The 26,263-nt window shown below is 28.7% G+C and carries 27 protein-coding genes and 1 riboswitch; of the genes, 18 read left to right on the top strand and 9 right to left on the bottom strand.

Annotation, left to right across the window (positions count from 1 at the left end; all coding sequences use genetic code 11):
- The first annotated feature begins 4 nt into the window (after positions 1 to 4).
- Positions 5 to 796, top strand: coding sequence for an SDR family oxidoreductase (locus QMD25_00640; GenBank protein ID MDI6860512.1), 792 nt, complete (start codon positions 5 to 7; stop codon positions 794 to 796).
- A 2-nt stretch (positions 797 to 798) separates the two neighbouring features.
- On the opposite strand, the gene QMD25_00635 is transcribed toward QMD25_00640, so the two are convergent.
- The 7 genes from QMD25_00635 to QMD25_00605 all read right to left on the bottom strand — a co-directional run bounded on the left by QMD25_00635 (position 799) and on the right by QMD25_00605 (position 9,381).
- Positions 799 to 2,028 (bottom strand): trypsin-like peptidase domain-containing protein, encoded by a 1,230-nt coding sequence (locus QMD25_00635; protein MDI6860511.1) that lies wholly within the window; start codon positions 2,026 to 2,028, stop codon positions 799 to 801.
- Between the two features lie 57 nt (positions 2,029 to 2,085).
- Complete coding sequence (locus QMD25_00630) at positions 2,086 to 2,745, bottom strand: TrkA family potassium uptake protein (GenBank protein ID MDI6860510.1); 660 nt, start codon at positions 2,743 to 2,745, stop codon at positions 2,086 to 2,088.
- A gap of 4 nt (positions 2,746 to 2,749) precedes the next feature.
- Positions 2,750 to 4,087: a TrkH family potassium uptake protein gene (locus QMD25_00625; protein ID MDI6860509.1), complete on the bottom strand. Its 1,338-nt coding sequence runs from the start codon at positions 4,085 to 4,087 to the stop codon at positions 2,750 to 2,752.
- Entirely contained in the window at positions 4,068 to 5,597 is a 1,530-nt protein-coding gene (locus QMD25_00620) for a carbon starvation CstA family protein (GenBank protein MDI6860508.1), read from the bottom strand. The genes QMD25_00625 and QMD25_00620 overlap by 20 nt, the downstream gene beginning before the upstream one ends.
- Positions 5,598 to 5,697: 100 nt before the next feature.
- Positions 5,698 to 7,608 (bottom strand): DUF3488 and transglutaminase-like domain-containing protein, encoded by a 1,911-nt coding sequence (locus QMD25_00615; GenBank protein MDI6860507.1) that lies wholly within the window; start codon positions 7,606 to 7,608, stop codon positions 5,698 to 5,700.
- Positions 7,601 to 8,341 (bottom strand): DUF58 domain-containing protein, encoded by a 741-nt coding sequence (locus QMD25_00610; protein MDI6860506.1) that lies wholly within the window; start codon positions 8,339 to 8,341, stop codon positions 7,601 to 7,603. Before QMD25_00610 ends, QMD25_00615 begins: the two co-directional genes overlap by 8 nt.
- A 116-nt stretch (positions 8,342 to 8,457) precedes the next feature.
- Entirely contained in the window at positions 8,458 to 9,381 is a 924-nt protein-coding gene (locus QMD25_00605) for a MoxR family ATPase (protein MDI6860505.1), read from the bottom strand.
- Positions 9,382 to 9,443: 62 nt separating this feature from the next.
- Here QMD25_00605 and QMD25_00600 point away from each other — a divergent pair, with 62 nt between their 5' ends.
- The 11 genes from QMD25_00600 to QMD25_00550 are packed head-to-tail and all read left to right on the top strand — an operon-like array spanning position 9,444 to position 19,582.
- The gene (locus QMD25_00600; protein MDI6860504.1) at positions 9,444 to 10,172 is read left to right on the top strand and encodes a 3-oxoacyl-ACP reductase family protein; all 729 of its coding nucleotides are present in this window, start codon (positions 9,444 to 9,446) and stop codon (positions 10,170 to 10,172) included.
- 42 nt (positions 10,173 to 10,214) lie between these two features.
- On the top strand, positions 10,215 to 11,936 hold the full coding sequence (gene recN, locus QMD25_00595; protein ID MDI6860503.1) for a DNA repair protein RecN: 1,722 nt from the start codon (positions 10,215 to 10,217) through the stop codon (positions 11,934 to 11,936).
- On the top strand, positions 11,929 to 12,987 hold the full coding sequence (gene buk, locus QMD25_00590; protein ID MDI6860502.1) for a butyrate kinase: 1,059 nt from the start codon (positions 11,929 to 11,931) through the stop codon (positions 12,985 to 12,987). Before recN ends, buk (QMD25_00590) begins: the two co-directional genes overlap by 8 nt.
- 15 nt (positions 12,988 to 13,002) lie before the next feature.
- The gene (locus QMD25_00585) at positions 13,003 to 13,902 is read left to right on the top strand and encodes a bifunctional enoyl-CoA hydratase/phosphate acetyltransferase (GenBank protein MDI6860501.1); all 900 of its coding nucleotides are present in this window, start codon (positions 13,003 to 13,005) and stop codon (positions 13,900 to 13,902) included.
- 16 nt (positions 13,903 to 13,918) lie between these two features.
- Entirely contained in the window at positions 13,919 to 15,172 is a 1,254-nt protein-coding gene (locus QMD25_00580) for a Glu/Leu/Phe/Val dehydrogenase (GenBank protein MDI6860500.1), read from the top strand.
- 53 nt (positions 15,173 to 15,225) lie between these two features.
- A complete protein-coding gene (gene buk, locus QMD25_00575) occupies positions 15,226 to 16,293 on the top strand; it encodes a butyrate kinase (GenBank protein MDI6860499.1) in 1,068 nt (355 codons plus the stop codon).
- Entirely contained in the window at positions 16,286 to 16,975 is a 690-nt protein-coding gene (locus QMD25_00570; protein ID MDI6860498.1) for a hypothetical protein, read from the top strand. Before buk (QMD25_00575) ends, QMD25_00570 begins: the two co-directional genes overlap by 8 nt.
- 11 nt (positions 16,976 to 16,986) lie before the next feature.
- Positions 16,987 to 17,223 carry a 4Fe-4S binding protein gene (locus QMD25_00565; protein MDI6860497.1) on the top strand — a complete coding sequence of 79 codons (237 nt, stop codon included), beginning with the start codon at positions 16,987 to 16,989 and terminating at the stop codon, positions 17,221 to 17,223.
- Positions 17,220 to 18,284: a 3-methyl-2-oxobutanoate dehydrogenase subunit VorB gene (locus QMD25_00560; GenBank protein ID MDI6860496.1), complete on the top strand. Its 1,065-nt coding sequence runs from the start codon at positions 17,220 to 17,222 to the stop codon at positions 18,282 to 18,284. Before QMD25_00565 ends, QMD25_00560 begins: the two co-directional genes overlap by 4 nt.
- 1 nt (position 18,285) lies before the next feature.
- A complete protein-coding gene (locus QMD25_00555) occupies positions 18,286 to 19,038 on the top strand; it encodes a thiamine pyrophosphate-dependent enzyme (protein MDI6860495.1) in 753 nt (250 codons plus the stop codon).
- 1 nt (position 19,039) lies between these two features.
- A complete protein-coding gene (locus QMD25_00550) occupies positions 19,040 to 19,582 on the top strand; it encodes a 2-oxoacid:acceptor oxidoreductase family protein (protein ID MDI6860494.1) in 543 nt (180 codons plus the stop codon).
- 135 nt (positions 19,583 to 19,717) lie between these two features.
- On the opposite strand, the gene QMD25_00545 is transcribed toward QMD25_00550, so the two are convergent.
- Positions 19,718 to 20,191, bottom strand: coding sequence for a hypothetical protein (locus tag QMD25_00545; protein MDI6860493.1), 474 nt, complete (start codon positions 20,189 to 20,191; stop codon positions 19,718 to 19,720).
- 48 nt (positions 20,192 to 20,239) lie between these two features.
- Between QMD25_00545 and QMD25_00540 the strand changes: the two genes are divergently transcribed.
- Entirely contained in the window at positions 20,240 to 20,797 is a 558-nt protein-coding gene (locus QMD25_00540; protein MDI6860492.1) for a flavin reductase family protein, read from the top strand.
- Between the two features lie 2 nt (positions 20,798 to 20,799).
- Here the strand turns inward: QMD25_00540 and QMD25_00535 are convergent, their stop codons facing one another.
- Complete coding sequence (locus QMD25_00535) at positions 20,800 to 21,039, bottom strand: hypothetical protein (protein MDI6860491.1); 240 nt, start codon at positions 21,037 to 21,039, stop codon at positions 20,800 to 20,802.
- A gap of 8 nt (positions 21,040 to 21,047) precedes the next feature.
- Positions 21,048 to 21,111, bottom strand: a riboswitch (Fluoride riboswitch).
- 80 nt (positions 21,112 to 21,191) lie between these two features.
- On the opposite strand from QMD25_00535, the gene QMD25_00530 reads away from it, so the two are divergent.
- The 5 genes from QMD25_00530 (at position 21,192) to QMD25_00510 (ending at position 26,263) form a co-directional block, all read left to right on the top strand.
- Positions 21,192 to 22,427 (top strand): DUF819 family protein, encoded by a 1,236-nt coding sequence (locus tag QMD25_00530; protein ID MDI6860490.1) that lies wholly within the window; start codon positions 21,192 to 21,194, stop codon positions 22,425 to 22,427.
- Between the two features lie 64 nt (positions 22,428 to 22,491).
- On the top strand, positions 22,492 to 23,256 hold the full coding sequence (locus tag QMD25_00525; protein MDI6860489.1) for a M15 family metallopeptidase: 765 nt from the start codon (positions 22,492 to 22,494) through the stop codon (positions 23,254 to 23,256).
- A 25-nt stretch (positions 23,257 to 23,281) separates the two neighbouring features.
- Entirely contained in the window at positions 23,282 to 24,139 is an 858-nt protein-coding gene (locus QMD25_00520) for a DegV family protein (protein MDI6860488.1), read from the top strand.
- Positions 24,126 to 24,731, top strand: coding sequence for a glycerol-3-phosphate acyltransferase (locus tag QMD25_00515; GenBank protein ID MDI6860487.1), 606 nt, complete (start codon positions 24,126 to 24,128; stop codon positions 24,729 to 24,731). The genes QMD25_00520 and QMD25_00515 overlap by 14 nt, the downstream gene beginning before the upstream one ends.
- Positions 24,728 to 26,263: a DAK2 domain-containing protein gene (locus tag QMD25_00510; protein ID MDI6860486.1), complete on the top strand. Its 1,536-nt coding sequence runs from the start codon at positions 24,728 to 24,730 to the stop codon at positions 26,261 to 26,263. Before QMD25_00515 ends, QMD25_00510 begins: the two co-directional genes overlap by 4 nt.

Genomic DNA, 26,263 nt, shown 5'->3' with positions numbered 1-26,263 from the left:
TTTTATGGATCTTGGAATAAAAGGCAAAATTGCAGTTGTTACAGGAGGAAGCAAGGGTTTAGGAAAGGCGGTAGCTTTTTCCCTTGCTGAAGAAGGGGCACGCCTTGCAGTTTGTGCGAGAGGTGAAAAAGATCTCAATGATTTAAAAAAAGAAATCGAGGAAAGTTTCACAACTGAGATTTTTGTTTATCCATGTGATTTAACAAAAAAAGATGATATTTTGAAATTTAAAGAAGAAGTTATTAAATTTTATGGAACAATTCATCTTCTTTTTATAAATTGTGGTGGTCCACCAACGGGTGGCTTTTTTGATTTTAAAGAAAAAGATTATCTTGATGCTATCAATTTGAATTTAATGAGCACAATTAACTTAACTTATGCATTTATAGAGTATATGATAAATCAAAAATATGGTAGAATTGTTGCTTCAACATCAATTTCTGTTAAAGAGCCACTTCAAGATATCATTCTCTCTAATGTTTCAAGAACACCAGTTGTTGCTTTTATTAAAAGTTTATCAAGAGAAGTCGGAAAGTATAATATAACTGCAAATTGTGTTGCACCTGGATATACAATGACAGATAGGTTAAGAAAAGTGATTGAAAATAGAAGTAAGAAAAATGGGACAACTTTTGAAGAAGAGTTAAATAAATTAACGAAAGAGATACCTTTAGGTAGAGTTGGAGATCCTGAAGAGTATGCTGATGTTGTTACATTTCTTTTATCTGAAAGAGCAAGTTATGTAACAGGTGTTACTCTTTTGATAGATGGTGGTGCCTTTAGAGGTTTAATGTAAATTTAAATTAAAATTCCTGAGCCCTTTGTAGCACTTAAACCTTGAGGTCTTTCTTTTAGAGTCACTTCTAATTCAATTTTTTTGCCATTTCTTATAATTTCCACCTTAACTTTATCTCCAATGTTTCTCTGTCTTATATATTTTGTTAATTCTTGAACTGAAGTTACATCTTTCCCATCAAATTTTGTTATTATATCAAATGGTTTTAAACCTGCTTCACTTGCGCTTGTTCCACTAAAAACTTGAACAACAAGAATTCCTTTATTTACAGGAAGATTATTTCTTTTTGCAATTTCATCTGTTATTGAAACTCCACTAATTCCAAGGAAGGGCCATTTTACCTTTCCATAAATTTGTAGGTCAGATATAACTTTTTGAATTGTATTTGAAGATACTGCAAATCCAATTCCTTGTCCTGCTGCGTATATTGCAGTATTCATTCCAACAACTTCACCTGAAAGATTTAAAAGGGGTCCACCTGAATTTCCAGGGTTTATTGCTGCATCAGTCTGAATCACTCCAACTAGTGTAGTTCCATCTTCAAATGTAAGTGTCCTTTCCAAAGCAGAAATAACTCCTGTTGTAACTGTGTGATCAAAACCATATGGATTACCAATTGCTATGACAGTTTGGCCAACTTTAAGCATTGAAGAATCAGTAAAGGTGAGGTATGGAAGATCCTTAGCATTAATTCTAAGGAGAGCAACATCTGAAGATGGATCTGTTCCAACAACAAACCCATCATATTCTGTTCCATCACTAAGAGTTACTGTTATCTTTTTTGCTCCTGAAATAACATGATTGTTTGTAACAATTAAACCATCTGGGGAAATAATAAATCCTGAACCAAGACCAGGAGTTTCATAAGTAAAAAAGAAATCCTCAACAACTTGAGTTGTTGATATTCTAACAACTGCAGGGCTGACTTTTTCAGAAACATTAATGATTTGAGACTCTTCAACTTTTATAACATCACTCACATTTAAATATTGAATTTTTGTTGGATTTTGTGTATTTGGTATATAGAAATTTGATTTTATATATTTAAAAGTAATTAAACTTCCTAAACCACCACCAATAAGTGCTCCAATAAGAAACATAACAAAAATAATAAAAGTTGTACCTTTTTTCTTTTTTGGTTCTTGAGAGATAAGGCGTTCTTTTATCTCCTCTTCAACCTCTTTTATCTCACTATCTTTAAACTCTTCATCCTTTCTTTCAAAATCATTCATGTTTAATTACCTCCTTTATATTTAATACATTAGAATTGGGTTTTTGTTACAAAATTTTTATTCAATAAATTCTTTTGTAAATTTAGATATGTCTTTTGTTCTTCCTATAAAAACAATTATATCATCGTGTCTAAACATTTCTTCAGATGAAGGTGCGACAATAAATTCATCACCTCTTTTAATACCAAGAATAATAATTTTATATTTATTTCCTAAATCTAATTCTCTTATTGTTTTTCCTACAAACTCTTTAGGAACTTTTGCCTCTTCAAGATTATATTCAGGAGATATCTCAATAAAATCAAGTAAAGAAGATGATGTTAATTGAATTGCAAGTGTCTCACCTCTTTCTTTTTCAGGATAAACTACAAGATCTGCACCAATTTTTTCAAGAATTTTTCCATGCAACTCATCAACAGCTTTTGCAACTACATATCTTATACCCATACTTTTAACAATCATAGTTGAAAGTATACTATGCTCCTTATTGTCTCCAATTGCAATAATAACTGTATCACAATTTTTAATACCCGCCTCTTCAAGAGCAAGTTCATCTGTTGCATCAGCAAGAATAACATGACTTAATTTATCTTTTACTCTTTCAATTATTTCTCTATTATTATCTATTGCAAGAACAGGAAAACCTCTTTTTTCTATATTTAATGCAACTGAAAATCCAAATCTACCAAGTCCAATAACTCCAAAAGTTTTCTTCATAATTTTATCCTACCATAACTTTGTCTTCTGGTAAATAAACTCTTTGAGATTTTTTTACAATTATGCTTGTTAAAAAAGACAAAATTCCTACTCTTCCAGTGAACATTGTGAAGATTATTATGAATTTTCCAATAGGTGAAAGTTCTGGTGTTATTCCTGTTGAGAGTCCAACAGTTCCAAATGCTGAAACAACTTCAAACAATATTGAAGTTAAACCAAACTTTTCAGTAATTGAAAGTAAAAATGTTGATAAAGAAATAAGAAAAATTGCAGTTGTAAAAATAAGAAATGATTTTTTAATTGAGATAGTTTCAATGCACCTTCCAAAAATTGTAACACCCTCTCTTCCTTTTATCCAATTTTTAATATTAAGTAAAATCAGAGCAAATGTTGTGGTTTTAATACCACCTCCTGTTCCTCCAGGAGAGGCTCCAATAAACATTAAAATTATAGTTAAAAGAAGAGTTGGTAAATTTAAATAACCTACATTCACTGTACTAAATCCAGCAGTTCTTGGTGTTACAGCATGGAAAATTGAAGAAAGGATTCTCTCTTTTATTGAATAAAATTTTAGTGTTCTCGGGTTAGAAATTTCAAAAAGATAAAAAAGAATCGCACCTAAAACTATTAAAATAATTGTTGTTAAAAGAACAAGTTTTGCATGTGTTGAAAGTTTCTTTGATTTTGGAAAATCAATTAATTCACTTATAACTCCAAAACCTATTCCTCCAAACACAATTAGTAAAATTATGGTTATATTTAAAAGAAGATTTCCTCTATAAATAGTAAAACTTCTGAATCCACCAATTAAATCAAATCCAGCATTACAAAACGCTGAAATTGAGTGAAATAAACCATAAAAGATAGATTTTGGAAATGGGTAATCTTTTGCAAAAACATTTGCTAAAATAACAGCACCTGTTCCTTCAAATATTAATACTACATAAAGAATTCTTCTTGCAAGTTTTATTATTCCACCAATACTGAAAAAACTTATTGATTCTTTTAAAAGGATTCTATCTAAAAGAGGAATTTTTCTTCCAAGAAGTAAAGATAGAAAAGTGAAAATTGTCATATAACTCAAGCCACCAATTTGAATTAATAAAAGAATTATTATTTGACCAATAGTTGAGTAGTAATTTCCTGTATCAAGAACCACAAGTCCAGTTACACAAGTTGCTGATGTTGCAGTAAAAAGAGCATCGATTGGATTTGTCCAATTTTTTCCTTTTGAAGAAAAAGGAAAAATTAAAAGAATTGCTCCTATTAAAATTATTAATAAATATGAAAAAATAATAAATCTTCCTGGTTCTTTTCTTATGTTAGATAGATGATTTATCATATTCTTTAATTTTAAAAGATAAATATAAAGAAGAAAGAGAAATTGATAAGAATATAATTGAAAGGAAAAGTGAAACAAAATCTTTTAAGTTAATAAATATAAGGTAGATAAAAAGTAAAGTTGATAAGATATTTAAAATTTTGGATATGAAAATATACTCTTTTAATTTCAATAAAAATGAAATAAAAAGAAGCATAATTGATGCAAGTAAGAAATTTGCAGAGGTGTTCACATTTATTAATCTAAGCCACCAGTTTGTTATTCCGCCTAAAAAATCTTTTGGAAGGAAAAAGGTTAAGAAAGTTAAAATAATAATTATTGGAACAATTAAATTTCCTCTTTTAAATTCAATATATCCTATACACTTTTTTAGAGATTTTAATGAATAAACAATAAATGAAAACATAAAAACAACAGTCAAAAATAGAACAAAATTTTTGCTATAACTTTCACTTAATCCAGCGAAACGAAGGAATTTTGCCATACCCTCTTGAAATAAAGTTAAAGGATCTTTTCCTTTTATAAGTGGTTCAGTTTTTGCATAAATTATTAATGAGAAAGAAGAAACTATTCCAGTAAGTGAAAGAATAGATAAAGGCAAAAGTGATACTTTAGAAACACTTTTCTCACCTTTTACTTCATTGGATGTATATAAAATTGAAAAGAGAGACTCAAATCCAGAGAATACAACAAAAGAGAGAGTACCAAAAATTAACGGAATCATTAAACCTCTCGAACTTACAAAAATAAACTCTTCTCTTTGTATTCTTAGACCAATAAATGGTCCAAAAAATCCAGCAAAAAGAATCACAAACAAAAGATAAGAGGAGAGATATGAAAATGGTTTTGAAAGAAGTTCATCCTTTAAAAACACAAAAAGTATAATTAAACCTATAACTATTAAGCCAAAAGTAAACTTTTCAGTTACAACTTTAAACGGAAGAGAAAATGGATAAAATCCACCAAGAAAAATGATGTAAAAGAGAAAAACAAGGAAAAATATTGTATATGGAATTATTTCTTCTTTTTTCTTCATTAAGAAATAAGAGAATATAAAAGATAAAAAAATGAGTAAAAGAAAAGATGTTGAGATACCTCTATTTTGTCCTAAAAGTTCTGTAGTGTAGTGAATAAATGAAATCGAAATTATTAGTGAGAAAATAATTAAAAAAATCAAAATTATATTTTTAAAATATTTGTTATTTGTCAATTTTTCTTTTAGATTTTCTCTTAAACCTAATAGGGTTGAAAGAAAAGAAAGAGGGTATCCTAAAAAGATCATCATAGCAAGAGTTATTAAAATAGTTGGAACATACCCCCACTCCATTGCAACAATAGGAGCAAGGAAAAGATAAATTCCACCAATTGCACCTAATTTTTCACCAAAAGGTATAAGGGATTCACCTGCCTCTCTTTTGATTTTAAAATTTTTTTCAAAGAAGATTTTAGATAAAAAATATAAAACAAATACTAAAATAAAAACAAATGTTGATAAAATATACAATTTCATAATCCTCTCCTTAATAATAATGTTTTCATACAATCATAAATTTTAAATCAATTATGATTTCTGTCAAGAAATTTTAAAATTTTAAACATTTCTTATTAAGTTAAATCTCATTTAATAGTCTTTTTAATTTTAAATAAATGAGTTTATCAAATTTTTCATCCTTATAATAATATTCCTCAAAATTTATTATAAATTCTTTTATTTTAGATTTTATTCTTTCATCTTTAATTTTTTCCATCACTTCATGAAGCCCCTCATATTTTTCTTTTTTTATGTGAAGTTTTTTTAATTTTTTATAAAAGAGTTTTATTATTTTATCTTCAAATTGGATCCTTTCAAATTTAAATCCTTTTAATAAAAAGATAACAAGTAGCATCGAGGCCACTATCAAGAATAAATTTAAATTTTTAAAAAGTGTTATCAAATTAAATTTTAATTTAAAATCAAACCTTATATCTCTTATTTTATTAAGTAATGCAATTTGTTTTTCGAGATCATAATTTATGACAAAAGTATTATAGTAATAATTTATTGTGTCGAGAAAAATTCTAAATTTGGAAATCTTTCTTGATTTTAAAAGGGCAAAATCTCTTTGAGATGATGGGGTTGGATCAAGTCTTATCCATCCAATATTATCAATGTATGCTTCAACCCAAAGATGTGCGTCAGATTGCTTTATAATATAATATTTTCCTATTTCATTATAAATCCCTCCTTTGTAACCTGCAACAACCCTTGATGGAATTTGAAGTGCTCTTAAAATTAAAGCCATTGAGGTTGCAAAATATTCGCAATTCCCTTCTTTTGTTTTAAAAAGAAAATCTTCAATAGGGTTTTCTGAAACTGGTAAATTTTTTAAATTATATTTAAATTCCCCACTTAAAAAATAATTTTGAACATTTTTAATGACCTCTAATTCTTCATTTCCATTGAAACTTTTGGCAAGTTCATAAAATTTATTTGAAAGATTTTTTGGAAGTTGTGTGTAAAAATTTTTATCAATTCCTTTTTCATAAATAACATCTGAAATAATTGATTTTGCTTCATATTTAACCTTATTTGAAATTATCTCTCTTGTTTTAAAATTTAACCCTTCAGTTTCATATCTTAAAAATGAATAAATTGCAATAGGTTTATCTAAAGAAAAAAGATAATTTCCGCCATACGGTTCAAGATAAATTGTCTGTTCAACTAATTTACCTGTTATTTCAATATTTTTTGTATTCTCAAAACCCCTAACATAACTCCATTCATTATTTTCATAATAATTCAATGTAATTCCCCTAAAATATAGTTCAGAGTCATTTAACTTTTCAGTTGAAACTCTAAATATAACTGAATCATCCTCTTGAATTTCTGAAACAGTTCCAAGTTTTACTGTTTCAGAAAAACCAGTTTTTGCTGTTAATGTTGATCCAAAGAATGAGAAAAGCGGATTTGGAGATCTTGGGAGACCAAAAAATAAAATTGCTGAAAATGGAAGAGCAATAATTGGTATTAAAATTGCTTTCTTTACTATTTTTATCACTTCATTTGTTTTAAGTTTAAGATTTTTATCTTCAGAATAATATGTCAAAAATATTATTGAAAAGTTTATTAATAGAATAAAAATTAAAAAGAAAACAAGAAATGATATTTCAAAAGAAAAAATTGTTGCACCAGTAAATATTAAAATTGATATGAGAAAAATTTGAAGATAGTCTCTTTTCTCTTTATCTTCTAAAAATTTAATTGAAAGAAGAACAATTAGAGATTCAAGCGCTGGAGTTATTATGTCTTGTAGTGTTACTCTTAAAAAAATGAGAATTATAAAAATTATTGCAACTATATTTAATAGAACTCTATTTAATCTAAAATATTTTATAAAATCTCTATATATTGAAATTAAAAAAATAAAAGATGAAATTAAAAAATATGGATAAGAGATATTTTTAAAAGAGAAAATAAACATTTCAAATCCAATTAAATATGTTAATATGTTTAAAACTTTTTTAATCTCAATTCTATTCATATAGAGCAAGTTCCATTAATAAATTTAATTTATGTGTGTATGAAAATTCTGGTTTAAAAAGTTTATCTTTTATTTTTAATCCAACCGGAACACCTTTTTTATAATTATCAATTATAAGAAAAGTTATAAAAGATATTTTATCTTCAATATTTTTTATTCTGATTTTATCAAATTCAATTATAACTGGTTTATTTAAGAGTGAATCAAATTCCTTTATTTTGAGTGAACCTGTTTTTGCACTACTTTTCCAATCTATATACTTTTTTGGAGTTCCGTCAATATAATCTTTTATTGATTTTATATCTCCATCATATCCACTTTTAATTTGAGATTCATATTCTCCGTTTTTTTCTTTTTGATTAGATAGATCTTCATAAAATAAAAATCTTTTTGGTTCTGGAAAAACAAAAAACTCTACTTCTTTTTTAAAATTATAAAATCTAACAAAAAAATTAAATGGAAAAGGAGATGAGATTTGAATATCTTTTATTTTATAAAGACCTCTTTTTTGAAATAAAAAGATCTCACTTTTTGAAATAGTTTTTTCAAAATATGGAAATAGAATTACTTTATCAAATATTTTTAATTTTATTAAAAATGAGGGAAATTTTTTCTTATTTATCAGTTTAATTATAAAAGGAGTCTCCTTTTTCGCATAAATTTCCTGAGGAATTTCAATATCAAAATCTAGGTTTTGAATATTATATCTTCCATAAAAACCCGAAATTGCCATAAAACTCAATAGAAAAGAAGTAATTAAAAAAAGTAGATTATTTCCTGTATTAATTGCTGATACACCTAAAAATATTGTAATTAAAATATAAAAATAACCTGACCCAGTGATTTTAATTACACTGGGGTAGGTACTTCTTCTATTATTGATTTTATAATCTCCTTTTTGTTTATATTTTCATACTCTTCTTTAAAGAGAACCCTATGAGGAATAATGTATTCAATAAGTTCTTTTACATCTTCAGGTATTACATAGTCTCTTCCTTTTATAAAAGCATTTGCCTTTGCTGCAAGAAGAAGAGAAAGAGAGCCTCTTGTTGAAATTCCTGAATATAAAAATTTACTCCTTTTTGTTGCCTCAACTATATCAATAATATAATCTATAACTTTACTTGATATATAAATTCCAATTTTTATAAAATCTTGAATTTTTAGTATTTCTTCTTTTGATAATATTGGGTTTATTTTAATTATTTCTTCTCTTGTACTTCCAATTCTTAAAATTTCTCTTAATTCTTCTTTTTGAGGATAACCTAAAGAAATTTTCATCATAAATCTATCAAGTTGTGATTCAGGTAGAGGAAATGTTCCAAATAGTTCATATGGATTTTGTGTTGCTATTACAAAAAATGGTTTAGGAAGATCATATGTTTTTCCATCAATAGTTACTTGTCTTTCTGCCATTGCCTCAAGAAGTGCAGATTGAGTTTTTGGTGTTGCTCTGTTTATTTCATCAACAAGAAGAATATTATTAAAAATTGGCCCAGGATGAAACTCAAATTCTCCTGTATTTTTGTTAAAAACAGAGAGTCCTGTTATGTCTGATGGAAGAAGATCAGAAGTTGCTTGCACTCTTCCAAAAGAGAGTCCAAGTGTTTTTGCAAGCCCTATTGCAAGTGTTGTTTTACCTAAACCTGGTAAATCTTCAATTAATAGATGTCCATTTGAAAGTAAAGTTATGAGAGAAAGTTCAATTGCTTTTTTCTTTCCCTGTAGATAGTTTAAAAGAAAATCTATGATTAAACTTATTTTTTGGTTCATAATATTCTCCTTTTTGTTTTATGAGTATTATAATTTTAATTGATTTGATAAAGGAGGTCAATATGGAAATAAAGGGAAAATGTGCTTTGATTACTGGAGGTAGCAGAGGAATCGGAAGAGAGGCTGCAATTGAAATAGCGAAAAGAGGAGGAAATGTTGGGATTAATTTTAGATCAAGAAGAGATGAAGCAGAAAAAGTTTTGGAAATTTGTGAAAGTTTTGGTGTGAATGGAATTTTATTACAAGGAGATGTTAGTAAATCTCATGATGTTAAAAAAATTATAAAAGATTTTGTTGATAAATTTGGAAAAATAGATATTCTTGTTAACAATGCTGGAATTGCACCACCTCATACGAAACTTCTTGAAATAAGTGAAGAAGAATGGGATGAAATTATAGATGTAAATTTAAAAAGTATGTTTCTTGTTACAAAAGAGGCACTTCCTTTTATTCCAGATGGTGGTAAAATTATAAATCTTTCATCAATTGCTGGTAAAATGGGTGGAACAATAGGACCCCATTATGCTGCAAGTAAAGCAGGTATTATTGGTTTTACATTTGCACTTGCAAGTGAACTTGCTCCAAGAAAAATTAATGTAAATGCAATTGCACCAGGACCTGTTGATACAGAACTTGTAAGTGAAGATGTGAAGAAAAGATTGAGTGAGTTAACTCCATTAAAAAGAATAGCAACACCATATGAGATTGCTCATACAATAATTTATTTAATTGAAAATGATTTTGTACATGGCGAAGTTATTGATGTTAATGGTGGAAGATATATGGATTAATAAAACTACTAAATATTCAAAAATTTGATAAAATAAAATTGAATGCTTAAAAATCTTACCGTTAAAAATTTTGCAATTATTGAGGACTTATCGATCGAATTCGATAAGGGTTTAAATGTAATTACAGGTGAAACGGGGGTGGGCAAATCAATTTTAATAACAGCACTTGGAGTAGCATTAGGAAATAAATTTTCCAAAGAAATGTTTAGGGAGGGTGAGGATAAAGTTTATTTAACTACAACTTTTGATATTAGTGGAAACCAAAAAATTAAAAATTTTTTAATTGAAAAAGGAATTGATGAAGATATTTTATTTTTTCAAAGAGAAATAACACGTGATGGAAAACAGAAATTAAAAATAAATGGAATGGTTGTTCCATTTTCAATTTATAGAGAAATTGGTGAAAAACTAATTGATATTCATGGCCAACATGAACCACAATCTCTTCTTGATAAGTCAAAACATTTAGAACTTTTAGATAGATTTATAGGAGAAGATTTTTTAAAGAAAAGAGAAATCTTTAGAGCAAAACTTGAAAAAGCAAAAAATTTAAAAAAAGAAATTGAAGAAATAATAAATAAAAAAGAGGAAAGAGAAAGAAGAAAGGATTATTTAAGTTATGTTATAAACGAAATTGAAAAAGCGAAAATAAGCGAAGAGGAAGAAGAAGAATTAACAAAAAAGAGAGAAATATTAAAAAATGTGTCAAAATTAAAAGAAGTGTATAGTGAGTCATATAATCTAATTGAAGGCGAAAGTAGCGATTTAAGCATTATTGATAGAATAGTTTTAATTGAAAAAAAGTTAAGTGAGATTTCAAAAATAGATTCCTTTGCTGAGAATTTCAAAAAAGAAATAGAGGAAATTGAGGTTAAAATAAGTGAACTTTCTCAAGAGATTAAGAAAAGAAAAAGTGAAATTGATTTTTCTCCTGAAGATTTAGATTTTATTGAGAGTAGATTAAAAACATATGAAGATTTAAAGAGAAAATATGGAAAAAGTGTCAAGGATATTTTAAATTTCCTTGAAACTTCGAAAGAAGAATTAAAAAATATAGATACAAGTTTTGAGCGGCTTGAAGAACTCAAAAGTGAATTTGAAGAGATAGAAAAAGAATTAGTTGAAATTGGAAAAATTTTGAGAAAAGAAAGAGAAGATGCATCACTTAAACTTAAAGAACTTATTGAACATGAACTTTCATCTCTTGCAATGGAAAAAGCAAAATTTTTTATCAAATTTTTTGAAAAGGAGAGTGAGGAAGGCATTTTCTTTGATGGTAAAAAATTAGAACCCAATGAGTTTGGTTTTGAATCAGTTGAATTTTATATTTCTCCAAATCCAGGTGAATCTGAAAAACCATTAATTAAAATTGCATCAGGCGGTGAACTCTCAAGAGTTATGCTTGCATTAAGAACAATTTTTGGAAAATTAGATGAAATGCCTTGTATTGTTTTTGATGAAATAGATCAGGGTATAGGTGGTAGAGTTGGTGAGATGGTTGGAAGGAAACTTCTTGAACTCTCAAAAAATGTACAAGTTATATCAATAACTCATCTTCCACAAATTGCAAGTTTAGGTGATCATCATATAGTGCTTTCAAAAAATGTAATAAATGAAAGAACTTATCTTATAGCAAGAGTCCTTTCAGAGGATGAGAGAGTTTATGAAATTGCAAGAATGTTAGGAGGAATTGAAATAACAGAAAGTGCAATAAATCATGCAAAAGAACTTTTAATTAAAGGAAAGGAGGTAAAGGGTGTATAAAATTCTTGTTATAAATCCTGGCTCAACCTCAACAAAAGTTTCATATTTTGAAGATGAGAGGGAAGTTAAAACAAAAAAAATTGAACATTCAATTGAAGAGTTAAAAAAGTTTCAAAGAATTTTTGATCAATATGAATTTAGAAAAATGGCAGTTTTGGAGTTTTTAAAAGAAAATTTAATAGATGAAAAAGAACTTTCTGCAGTTGTAGGTAGAGGTGGGGTACTAAGACCAATCCCTGCAGGAACCTACATTATAAATGAAAAAATGATTGAGGATTTAAAAAATGCTCAAATTGAACATGCATCAAACTTAGGAGCACCTATTGCTTATGAAATTGCAAAACCATTAGGAATTCCTGCTTTTATAGTTGATCCAGTTGTTGTTGATGAATTTCCTAGTATTGCAAGAATTTGTGGATTAAAAGAGATTCAAAGAAAATCTAGATTTCATGCTTTGAACACAAGATATGTTGCAAAGAAAAGGGCAGAAATGTTAGGCGGAAAGATTACTGATTTCAATTTCATTGTTGCTCATATTGGTGGGGGTATTTCTGTTGTTGCATTTGAGGCGGGAAGAGCAGTTGATGTTAATGATCCAAGTTCATCTGGACCATTTTCTCCAGAAAGACCAGGCGGTCTTCCATCAATTGATATTGTTGAAATGTGTTATAGTGGTAAATACACAAAAGAGAAAATCAAAAAACTTTTAATGGGAGAGGGCGGAATTGTGTCATATCTTGGTACAAATGATTTAAAAGAAGTTGAGAGAATGATTGATGAAGGAAATTCTTATGCAAAATTAATTTATGAGGCAATGGCATACCAAATTTCAAAAGATATAGGAGCGTGTGCTGTTGTTTTAAAGGGAAAAGTGGATGAAATAATTCTAACTGGAGGCGCATCAAAGTCTGAAAGGTTAACAAATTTAATAAAAGAAAGAGTTTCTTTCATTTCAAAGATTTTTGTATTTCCAGGTGAGATGGAGCAAGAAGCACTATGTTTTGGTGCATTGAGTGTATTGAGAGGAGAAGAAAAGCCAAAGGAGTATTAAAGGAGGTTTAAAGTGATTAAAAATTTCAACGAATTATTAGTTGAAGTTAAAAAACTTGGTAAAAAAAGATTAACAATTGCAAATCCATATGAAGCCGAAGATTTAAAAGCAATTAAATTTGCAAAAGACGAGGGAATTATTGAACCAATATTAATTGGTAGCAAAGAGGAGATCAATAAATTTCTCGAGAAAGAGAACATAGAATTACAAGCAGAAATAGTTGATGAGAAAGATTACTTTAAAGCAATTGAACTCTCAATTTCATATATTAGAGATGGAAGAGCAGATTTAGTTATGAAAGGTTTAGTAAAAACACCTGAACTTCTTCATGCAGTTCTTGATAAAGAAAAAGGTATTAGGAAAGAAAAACTTCTATCTCATGTTGGAGTTTTACAATGTTCAAGATATCCAAAGTTAATAATCATGAGTGATGGAGGCATGGTTATTGCTCCAACACTTGAGCAGAAGGTCGAAATTTTAAAAAACGCTTTAATTGTTGCAAAAGCATTAAAAATTGATATGCCAAAAGTTGCACTTCTTTCTGCAATTGAGATTGTAAATCCAGATATGCCATCAACTCTTGATGCAGCACTTATTACAATGATGGCTAAAAGAGGCCAAATCAAAGGAGCAATTGTTGATGGGCCTCTTGCTTTTGATAATGCTATTTCAAAATGGGCTGCCGATGTTAAAGGAATAAAATCAGATGTTGCAGGTGATGCAGATGTTTTTATTGTACCAAATATCGAAGCAGGAAACATTTTCTTTAAGATTTTAAACTATCTTTCTGATGGAGTTAGTGCAGGTGTTGTAATTGGTGCAAAAGCACCTGTTATTTTACCATCAAGATCAGATACAAAAGAGTCAAAATTTTATTCAATAGCATTGGGTTGTTTAGTATCAGAAATTAAATAAATAAGGAGGAGTGTTTATGGAGAAAGAGTTAACATTAAACCCATTTAAAATTGCTCAGGAGCAGATCGAAAAAGTAGGAGAAGTGCTTAATCTTTCAAAAGAGTTAATTGAAGTTTTAAAGTGGCCAAAAAGAGTTCTACAAGTTTCAATTCCAGTTAGAATGGATGACGGAAGTGTAAGAACTTTTTTGGGATGGAGATCACAACATAATGATGCTTTAGGACCAACAAAAGGTGGAATTCGTTTTCATCCTGAAACAACAATGGATGAAGTTATTGCTTTATCTATCTGGATGACTCTTAAATGTGGTGTTGTTGGAATTCCTTATGGTGGCGGAAAGGGAGGAGTCAGATGTAATCCCAAAGAGATGAGTGAGGGTGAGTTAGAGAGATTATCAAGAGGTTATATTGATGCAATAGCACATATAATTGGCCCTGAAAAAGATATTCCTGCTCCTGATGTATATACAAATCCTCAAATTATGGCATGGATGATGGACGAATATTCAAAATTAAAAGGTCATAATGTTTTTGGAGTTATTACAGGAAAGCCAATTCTTTTAGGTGGCTCTTTAGGAAGAAATATGGCAACTGCAATGGGAACACTTTACACAATTAGAGAAGGAGCGAAAGCAATTGGTTTATCACTTAAAGGAGCAACAGTTTCAATTCAAGGATATGGAAATGCTGGATATTTTGCTGCAAAACTTCTTTATGAGGATGGTGCAAAGATTATTGCAGTGAGTGATTCAAAAGGTGGAATATATTGTGAAGATGGTATTGATCCAGATAAAGTGTTTGAATATAAACAAAAGACAGGAAGTGTTGTAGGTTATCCTGGTACAAAAGAGATTGGTCCTAAAGATCCATTAACAGTTCCATGTGATATTCTTGTTCCTGCTGCTCTTGAAAATCAGATAACAACAGAAAATGTTAATGAGGTTAAAACAAAAATAATTGCTGAGGCTGCAAATGGACCAACAACTCCAGAAGCAGATGAAGTTATTGTTAAAAAGGGTATTCTTATGCTTCCAGATATTTTAGCAAATGCAGGAGGAGTTACAGTTTCTTATTTTGAGTGGGTACAAAATAATTATGGATATTACTGGAGCGAAGAAGAAGTTTTAGAGAGACTCGAAAGAATAATGGTAAATGCATTTAAGAATGTATATGAGATGCATAAAGAGAAAAAAATAGATATGAGAACTTCCGCAGGTGCTGTTAGTATAAATAGAGTAGTTGAAGCAATGAAATTAAGAGGATGGGTATAAAACCTAAAAAGGGGCCCTGTAGATGGGCCCCTTGAAATATATGGAGGAAATGCATGGAGAGAATCCTTGTTATTAATCCTGGCTCAACTTCAACAAAAATAGGAATTTTTGAAGGAGAAAAACCTCTTTTTATTGAAGTTTTAAGACATAATTCAGGAGAGTTAAAAAAGTTTAAAAGAATTTTTGATCAATATGAATTTAGAAAAAATAGTGTTTTAGAGTTTCTTAAAAATAAAAATATAGATCCTAAAACTTTGTCATGTGTTGTTGGAAGGGGCGGGCTTGTTAAACCTCTTAAAAGTGGAACTTATTTAGTTAATGAACAAATGATAGAAGATCTTAAAGAGGCAAAGAGAGGAGAACATGCAAGTAATCTTGGAGCAATAATTGCTTATGAAATTGCAAAACCATTAGGAATTCCTGCTTTTATAGTTGATCCAGTTGTTGTTGATGAAATGGATGATATTGCAAGAATTTCTGGTTTAAAGGGAATAGAAAGAAAAAGTATTTTTCATGCACTAAACCAAAAGGCAGTTGCAAGAAGAGCAGCCCGTGATCTCAGAAAAAAATATGAGGAAGTTAATTTAATTGTTGTACATCTTGGTGGTGGAATTTCAATTGGAGCACATAGAAAAGGAAGAGTTGTTGATGTAAATAATGCTCTAAATGGAGATGGACCATTTGCACCAGAAAGAGCAGGTGGACTTCCAACTCAAGATTTAGTTGAACTTTGCTTTAGTGGAAAATACACTTTTGAAGAGATGAAAAAGAAATTAGCAGGTGAGGGTGGTCTTGTTTCGCATCTTGGAACAAATGACGCAAGAGAAGTAGAGAAAAGAATTGAAGAAGGAGATAGTTATGCAAAACTTGTTTATGAAGCAATGGCTTATCAAGTTTCAAAAACAATTGGTGAGATGGCAGCAGTTTTAAAGGGTGAAATTGATGCGATAGTTTTAACAGGTGGTATTGCCTATTCTGAAATGCTTACAAATTTAATTAAAGAGAGAGTGAGTTTTCTTGGAAAAGTTTTAATTTATCCTGGTGAAGATGAGATGGAGGCTTTAGCCCTTGGAGCGTTGAGAGTTTTAAGAAAAGAAGAGGAACCAAAGATTTATGAGTGATGGAATAGATGGAATTAAAAAGATAAATATTTTCATCGGAGAGATTGGAAGCGGAAAAACAGAAATATCAATAAATTTTGGAATAAATATAAGAAAAGATGGCAAAAGTATAGATATTATTGATTTAGATATTTATAAACCATATATAAGATTAAGAGATTTAAAAGATAAAGTTGAGAAATTTGGAGTAAATATTGTTGCTCCTCCAAAAGAAATTTCAAAATCTGATCTTCCACTTATAGTTCATGCTTCAAAAAGATGTATTTATGAAGAGAATAAAATTTGTATTTATGATATAGGAGGTGGCGAAAATTCAACTTTTGTTTTAAGACAATTTCCTGAAATAAAAGATTTTGATTATGATATATTTTATGTTTTAAATGTTTATAGACCTTTTACAAGAACTTTAAAAGATATTGAAAAAAACATTAAAGATATAGAAATTGCCTCTGGTTTTTCAATTACAGGCTTAGTTTCAAACACAAATTTGAGATTTGAGACAAAAGTTGAAAATATAATAGAGGGATATTTAATTGCAAAAAAAATTTCAGAAAAGATAAAAATACCAATAAAATATGTGGGAGTTAAAGAAGATTTGATTGATAAAATTGAAGATGAAAATTTAAAAAAATTAATTTTGCCTGTAAAAATTTTTATAAGATACCCATATGAGGTAGATTAAGAGGAGGTATTATGGATAAAATCACAAAGGTTTTAATTAATGAAGAGTTTTGCAAAGAGTGCCTTTACTGTATTAATTTTTGCCCAACTCATGTATTGGAAAGTGATCTTACTAAATTTAATTCAAGAGGTTTTCATCCTGCAAAACTAGTAAATGAAGATGGTTGTATTATGTGTGGAATATGTGCTCAAGTTTGTCCAGAAGGTGCAATTGAGGTATTTAGAATTAAAGAGGAGGTTAAGAAATGAGCGAAAGAGTTTTTATGAAAGGTGCAGAAGCGTTGGCAGAAGCAGTAATTAGATCTGGATGTAGATTTTTTTATGGATATCCTATAACTCCACAAAATGAAACACCTGAATATTTTGCAAGAAAACTTCCTTTAGTTGGTGGTCTTTACCTTCAAGCAGAAAGTGAAGTTGCTGCAATAAATATGGTTTATGGAACTGCATGTGCTGGAAAAAGAGTTTTTACTTCAACATCTTCTCCGGGATTTTCTCTAATGCAGGAAGGCATTTCTTATATTGCATGTTCTAATGTTCCTGTTGTAGTTGCAAATGTAGTGAGAGGAGGACCAGGTTTAGGAGGAATTTCGCCTGCACAATCTGATTATTTTCAAGCAACAAAAGGTGGAGGACATGGTGATTATAAAGTTGTTGTAATTGCACCTTCATCAGTACAAGAGATAGTTGATCTTGTTCCTAAAGCATTTGAAATTGCAGATAAATATAGAACTGTTGTTGAACTTCTTTTGGATGGTGTTCTTGGTCAAATGATGGAGGCTGTTGAATTTAATTATGATATAGATCCTAACTCTCTTCCTGAAAAACCTTGGGCTTTAACTGGTGCAAAAGGAAGGAAGAAAAACACAATTGTTTCATTTAATCTTGATCCTGAAAAACTTGAACAGATGAATTTGGAACTTAAGAAAAAATATGATGAGATTGAAAAGAATGAAAAGATGTGGGAAGAGTATAAATTAATAGATGCAGAGTATATTTTTGTTGCTTATGGTACTGTTGGAAGAATTATAAAAACAGTTGTTGATGAAGAAAGAGAAAAAGGAATTAAAGTTGGTCTTTTTAGACCAATAACATTGTGGCCTTTTCCATATGAAGAATTAAGAAAATTTGTTGATCAAGCAAAATTTTTCATAAATGTTGAAATGAGTTTAGGTCAGATGTTGGAAGATACTCGTCTTTCTATTTTAGATAGGAAACCAACCTTTTTCTATGGAAGAACAGGAGGAGTTGTTCCAACAACAGTTGAGATAAAGGAATTTTTTGAAAAGAAAATGAAGGAGGTAGGATAAAATGGAAGTTAAAACAATTTATAAATATCCAGATTCTCTTGAGAAGAAAGTTACTCACTACTGTCCTGGTTGCCATCATGGAATAATACATAAATTAATTGCAGAACTTATTGATGAAATGAATTTACTTGAAAAAACAATTATTGTTTGGCCAATTGGTTGTTCTGTTTTAGGCTATGAATATTTTAAAGTTGATTCATGTGTAGCAGCACATGGAAGAGCACCAGCAATGGCAACAGGTATTAAAAGAGCAAATCCAGAAAATTTTGTTTTATCATATCAAGGAGATGGTGATCTTGCTTCAATAGGTATGGCAGAAATTGTTCATGCAGCAGCAAGAGGTGAAAAAATAACAGTTGTGTTTATAAATAACACAAATTATGGAATGACTGGAGGACAAATGGCACCAACAACCCTTATTGGACAGAAAACAACAACATCACCCTATGGAAGAGATCCAAAGGTTTCTGGTTATCCAATAAAAGTTGCAGAACTCTTATCAAACCTTGAAGGTGCTGCGTACATTGCAAGAGCAGCAGTAAATAAACCTACAAGAATAACTCAGGCAAAAAAATTTTTGAAAAAAGCATTTAATGCTCAACTTAAAGAAATAGGATTCTCTCTTGTAGAATTTTTATCAGCATGTCCTGTTCAGTGGCATATGACACCACTTAAGGCACTTGAAAGAATTGAAAATGAATTAATTCCATACTATCCTCTTGGAGAATTTAAAGTAAAAGAGGGGGTAGAGTGATATGGAGAGAAGGCTTGAGGCGATAATTGCTGGATTTGGTGGCCAAGGTGTTATGTTAATGGGAGAACTAATTTGTGAAGCAGCAACTAAATTGAATCTCTTTGCGACGTTCTTTCCATCTTATGGTCCTGAAATGAGAGGTGGAACTGCAAATTGTAATGTTATTGTTTCAGATAAACCAATTGCATCTCCTGTACTTGCCACAAGTCAAAATATAATTGTTATGAATAAACCTTCTCTTGATAAATTTGAAAGTAGAGTTAAAGAAAAAGGGATACTTTTTATGAATTCCTCTTTGATTGATAAAGAGCCAACAAGAAATGATATTGAAATAATAAAAATTCCAGCCAATGAAATTGCAGATAAATTAGGAAAGACAGTTGTTGCAAATATGGTGATGTTAGGAGCATTTATTGAGAAAACAAAATTTCTTCCAATTGATACAATAAAAGAGGTTGTTGAGAAATTTTTAAGTGAAAGAAAAAAGGAACTTATTGAGATAAACCTTAAGGCACTTGACGAAGGAGCAAAATTAATTAAATAAACTTTTGGGAGGCCAACCCGGGCCTCCCAAATTTTTTAAAAAATTTATAATACTTTCAAATAACCCTATCAATAATTACACCTTTAACATAGTTAACTTTTAATTTTTTCATGTATCTCATTTGTGAAATAATTTTCATTTCAAAATATTATCTATAAATTTATTTACTTTATTTTCAAATATATTTTTTTCTAACTCACTATCTTTTAAGAAAAGATAAGATTTCGCTTTAAATCCAATAATTTTTTCAAAATCATCCAGAATTTTCAAATTTTTCTCTCCAAATTCAGAAACTGAGTAAACTGAATAACTTCTTATTTTATCTTTATTTTCTAAAAGGAAAGTTCTGATTGCTGGAGTTATGTTCCCTGCCCAAATTGGGGTTCCAATAACAATATGTTCAAAATTTTCGATATTAGAGTTTAATTTTTCTATTTTAGTTAATTTTTTGGTTAAAGCATCATACCCTGAAATGATAAAACCAATGATTCCATCTCTTCTTTTCCTATCAATAATTTCTTCTAAAGAAAAACTTAATTTTTCCTTTAAAATTTTAGCTAATTTTTTATTATTTCCTGTTCTTGAATAATATAAAATTATTCCTTTCATCTTTACCTCCTTATATAATGATAATAAAATTTAAATAAGGAGGGAAATATGAAAAAAGTTATAAAAGTTAATAATTTTACATCAATACTTCATCCTTACCCGACAACACTTATAACAACAATGGGAAATGACAAAAAACCAAATATTATAGCAATTGCATGGATTACTCCTTTAAGCATAACGCCACCAGTTTTAACTTTTGCATTAAGAAGAGAAAGATATTCATATAAACTTCTTCTTGAGAATAAAGAATTTGTTGTAAATATTCCAGATATAAGATATTCAAAAGAGTCTCTTATTTGTGGAACTTATAGTGGAAGAGAAAAAGATAAATTTGAATTAACTGGTTTTACACCAATTGAATCTGATTTTGTGAGTGTGCCATCAATTAAAGAGTGTATCGCAAACATCGAGTGTAAAGTTATTGATATTATTGATAAAAAAGAGTTAGATCATGTAATTATTTTAGGTGAAGTTTTAAATGTTAAAGTAGAAGAGGATTTTTTTGATAAACATTGGGATCTAACTAAAATTAATTTACTTTTACATGTTGGCGGAAATTTATTTACAACAAATAAAAATGAGATAAAGAAAATAAAAATTTAAATTTAAAATATCTCTTCATTATATTTCTTTAATTTGTTTTTTGCATTTTCAAGTGCTTGTTTTAAAAAAAGTATTTCTCCTTTAAGTGCTCCTATTTCAAAATTAAGTTTTTCTATCTCTTTCAGAGCAGAATATAATTTAAAGTTAAGTGTTGCATTCAGTTTTGATAATTTCATATTTTCTTGAATTAAATTTTCAACTTTTTCTTTAAGTTCTTCATATGAAAGAGTCTCTTTTTCCATATACACTCCTTTTAATAGGAGTCATCACTCTTAAAAGAGATTTATAAGGCAGACTCCATTGCCTTAATTTTTATATAATTTTATACCCAAAGATTTAATTGTCAACTTAAAATTTGTTATAATATAAACAATTCAAAATCTTAAGGAGGTGGATAGTGACAACATTGTTTAAACCTGATGACACATGGGCTCTATGGACATTTCTTGTTGTTGCTGCATCTCTTTCAATTTATCTTGAACAGAAGTACAAATGGGCATCAAAAATTAGTGGAGCAGTTATTGCTTTAATTTTTGGTCTTGCTGCAACAAATTTAAGAATTGTTCCAACGGATTCACCTGTATGGGATAATGTTTGGACTTATATTTTACCTCTTGCTGTAACATTACTTCTCTTTCAAGCAGATTTAAAAAAAATTCTTAAAGAATCTGGAAGAATGTTTGGGATTTTCAATATTTCTGCAGTTGGTACAATTCTTGGTGCTTTTATTGCAACCCTTCTTTTCGGGACATTTATTCCTGAGTACTTTAAGGCTGCAGGAATGATGACTGGATCTTATATTGGAGGAGGAGTTAACTTTGTTGCTCTTTCTAAAATTTTTGAAGCAAGTGAAAATTTAATAGGTGCTCTAACTGTTGCGGATAATTTAAATATGGCAATTGCATTCATAATTCTTCTTGCAATTCCATCATGGACCTTCTTTAGGAAAAGATTTCCTCATCCATATGAAGATGAAGTTGAAAAATTAGAAAATGAGTCAAAAGATTTGCAAGAGAAAACAAGAGCAGCAATGTATTGGAAAAGAAAAGAAATTTCTTTACTTGATATTGCAAAAAACCTTGCAATAGCATTTGTTATTGTTTTTATTTCTGTTAAATTTACAACATGGGTTAAAACAGTTATCCCTGGAGATGCTACTGGTTTTCTTTTTATTATAAGATTAATTTTTGGACAGATTTATTTGATAATACCAATTATTACACTCATTCTTGCTACCCTTTTCCCCAATTTCTTACCAAAAATTCCGGGTTCAAATGAAATTGGAATGTTTATGATTTATTTATTCTTTGTAGTTATAGGAATTCCAGCAAGTTTATATGAGATTATTACAAAAGCACCCGTGCTGCTTCTTTTCTGCCTTGTTATGGCAATTATAAATATTGTTTTTACTTTAGGAGTCGGAAAAGCATTTAAATATAGTGTTGAAGAGTGTGTTCTCGCTTCAAATGCAAACCTTGGTGGACCATCAACTGCTGCAGGTATGGCTATAGCAAAAGGATGGACAAAATTAATTGTTCCTGCAATTCTTGTTGGGATATGGGGATATATTATAGGGAATTATTTAGGCACATTTGTTGGGTATCTATTAAAAGGTATTTTCCACTTCTAAACAAATTTTAAATTTATGCCCTCAGCAGAGAGCTGAGGGCTTTTTTATTTTTAAGGAGTCAACTATGAATAATTCAAATGAATTAATTTTAAAATTTATTGAAACTCCAATACCTCTCTTAAAAAAGGAAAATTGGGAAGAGATAAGAAAAATAAAAATTATTGAATGTAATGAAGATCTTGTATCTCTTGATCTTTACCCAGAAAAAATAATAAATCACCCAGAATATTTTATCCAAGGATTAAAAAATGCAATATCTGTTTGTTATACAAGGATATCTATATATGAAAAACTAATTAAGGCAAGTGAACTATTACCAAAAGGTTATAAATTTGTCATTTTTGATGCCTATAGACCTGTCGAATTACAACAATCTCTTTTTGATACATACAAAGAAAAATTAAGAAAAGAGAATCCAGATTTGGTCGAAGAAGAATTAATAAAATTGACTTTAAATTTTGTTGCTTTACCTTCTTTTGATGAAACAAAACCATCTCCACATAATACAGGTGGCGCAATAGATCTTTCTATATGTGATGATAAAGGAAGAATGCTTGAAATGGGAACATATTTTGATGAAATGAGTGATATTGCAAAAACAAGATATTTTGAAGAAAAATTAGAAAGAGGAGAAGAATTAAATGAAAAAGAATTTGAAATATTAAAAAATAGAAGACTCCTTTTTCATTTAATGAATTATTTTGATTTTTCAAATTTTTCTAATGAATGGTGGCATTATGATTATGGTGACCAACTTTGGGCATATCATAAGGGAAAAAGTTTTGCAATTTATGGTAGAACAAAACCAAAATTCTTTTGGCATGTTTAAAATGGTAGGTGATAAAATGTAATTGATGGAAAGGATTAGAGTTATAACTGATTCAACTGCTAATTTACCTAAAGAATTAATAAAGAAATATAATATTATACAAGTTCCATTTTATTTTGAGATAGAAAATAAAGTTTATAGAGATTCAATTGATATAACAAATGAAGAAATTTTTAAAATATTTGAGAGTAAAAAATTTTTAGAATTTAAAGCATATCCTCCAAAAGTTGAAGATTTTTTAGACACTTACAATAAAATTGAGGAAGAAAAAATTATATGTATAACGATATCCTCAACAATTAGTGGGTGTTATAAAAATGCCTTAATCGCAAAAGATTTAGTTTTGAATAAACAAATAGAAGTTATAGATTCGTTAAATGCAGGAAGTGGTGAAGGTATTTTAACTTATAAAGTTATTGAATTAATTGAAAATAATATACCTTTTAATGAAATAATTTTAAACATCAAAGATTTGGTTAATAAAATTAAAACTTATGTTTACATTGATTCTTTAAAGGATGTCTATAGAACAGGAAGAATTCCAAAAATTTTATCTGATTTTGGAGCACTTTTATCTTTAAAGCCTATTGTTTCAATTGACTTTGGAAAAATAAAAAAAGTGACACTTTCAAAAGATAGATTTGATGGAATTTTAAAACTAATTGAAATTATAAAAAGAGAGATAAAAGAAAATTTAATTTTTTGCATGCATATAAATTTTAAAGATGAAGAAATTGAGTTTTTTAAAAATGAAATAAATAAAGTATTTAAAGAGAAAAAAATTTATACTGTACCATTCACTCCGATTATGGGTTATGCAGTTTTAACTGGTGCCTTTGGTGTTTCATTTATAGGAGGTGAAAAAGAGAATGAGGGTCATTGATTTTATATTAATTACTCTTTCATATTTTATTGGTTCACTAACATCTGGAATTATTTTAGCGAAATTAATAAAAAAAGAAGATATAAGAAACAAAGATTTTCCAGGAGGATCAGGAGCAGTAAGACAATATGGAATTGGCTTTGGATCACTTGTTGGTCTACTTGATATTTTAAAAGGTGCATTTATTGCTTTTCTTGTTATTTCATTTAGTAAAAATGAAATCACAATTATTCTTTCGTATATTTTTTTAATTCTTGGAAATAATTATCCAATCTATTTTGGTTTTAGAGGAGGACAAGGAGTTGGTGCAACAATAGGATTTGCGTTGACTCTTTTCCCTTTTGAGACACTTATTTCATTTTTAGTTGGCTCACTTTTTGCAATTCTATATAAATTTTTAAAATTAAATAGGCTAATAAAATTTATGGGAGCAGTTCCATTTGGTGCTGTATTTGGATTAATAACCATGTTTATTATTTTAAGTAGAAAATATCCATTCTATCCATTTCCTTTACTTGTAATAATTGCAGGTATACTTTTGCTTTTTAGAGGTCTTCAAGTAATACTTTTTCAAAAAAAGAGAATGAGATGAGTGAAATTTATAGAAAAATAAAAGAAACACTCTTTTTGACTTTAAGAAAACTTGAAGAAAAAGAGGCATATATAAACAATTTAAATGTTTTCCCTGTTCCAGATGGTGATACTGGAACAAACATGTGTAAAACCTTAAAAGAGACAATTGAATCAAAAGAAAATTTAAGTGATAAAGAATTTTTGAATTTTGTAAAAGAAAGAATAGTGTTAAAGGCACACGGAAACTCAGGAATAATTTTTTCCCAATTTATAAAAGGTTTTTTGGAAGAGATACTTAAAGAGGACTGTGATGAAATTAGAAAAATTAAAGAGGGTTTTGAAAAAGGATATAAATTATCTTATGAAATTATAGATAATCCAGTTGAAGGAACAATTATAACAGTAATTAGGGAAGCACTTGAAGGTTTAAAGAAAGGTAATGATATAAATGAGATGATTAGAAATGCTTATTTTAAGGGGGTTGAGGCTTTAAAGAAAACTCCGGATCTTCTTCCAATTCTTAAAGATGCACATGTTGTTGATGCGGGTGGAGAGGGTTTTGTTTTGTTTCTTGAGGCACTCCTTAAGACTTTTAATAATGAATTTTATCAAAGAGAAATGATAAAATTTGACGAACTTATTCCTTCGTTGTGGAGAAGAAAGCCCAGTTTTAGATATTGTGTAGAAGCATACATAACAAATTTTATTGAGTTACCTCAATTAAAGAAAAAATTAAAAGAATTTGGTAATTCAATTATTGTTTTAAAAGAAGATAGTGAATTAAAAATTCACATTCATACAAATAAACTAAATGAAATAAATGAATTCTTCAAAAATTTAGGAGAAGTAAAAGAAGTAATATCAAGAGATATGAGAAAACAACAACTGAGGTTTTTATATGATATTGATATTGGAATTGTAACATTTTCTTTAAGCGATAAAATAACAGATCTCTTTTATTCTCTTGGATCAACTATTGTTATGGATATAAATGAGAAGCCATCATTAGAAGAAATTCTTGAAACTGTGAATGATATACCAAGTGAAAAAATTATAATTCTTCCTAATGATAAGGATCTGATTTTAACAATTAAGAATTTAAAAGATAAAACTTTTAAAAGATTAGAATATTTAGAAACAAAATTTATTACAGAAGGAATTATTGCTCTTTTGAATTTTGATGGTTCTTTAAGTTTTAAGGAAAATATTATTAATATGATGAAATCTATTGAAAACATTAAATCAGGTTATATAGCAAGGTCAGATAGAGACACAAAATTCAATAATTTGGAAATTTCGAGAGGAGAATTTTTTGCAACGCTAAATAATGAAATTATTTTAAAGGGTGATGATCCATCTAAACTTTTTATTTCACTTTTAAAAAAGATTAATTCAAAAATACAAGAAATTGTTGTTGTATTTGGAGAAGAATTACATTATAACTCTCAAGAAGAGATAAGATTTAAAATATTGAATGAATATAATTTAGTTGATTTAATAGCCTATGATGGCGGACAGAAAATTTATACTATCATATATAGCATAAAATAA

Source organism: Caldisericia bacterium, assembly GCA_030018355.1.
GTDB lineage: Bacteria > Caldisericota > Caldisericia > B22-G15 > B22-G15 > JAAYUH01.
Note: the sequence above shows the minus strand (reverse complement) of the source record. Positions and strands in the feature narration are given on the sequence as shown.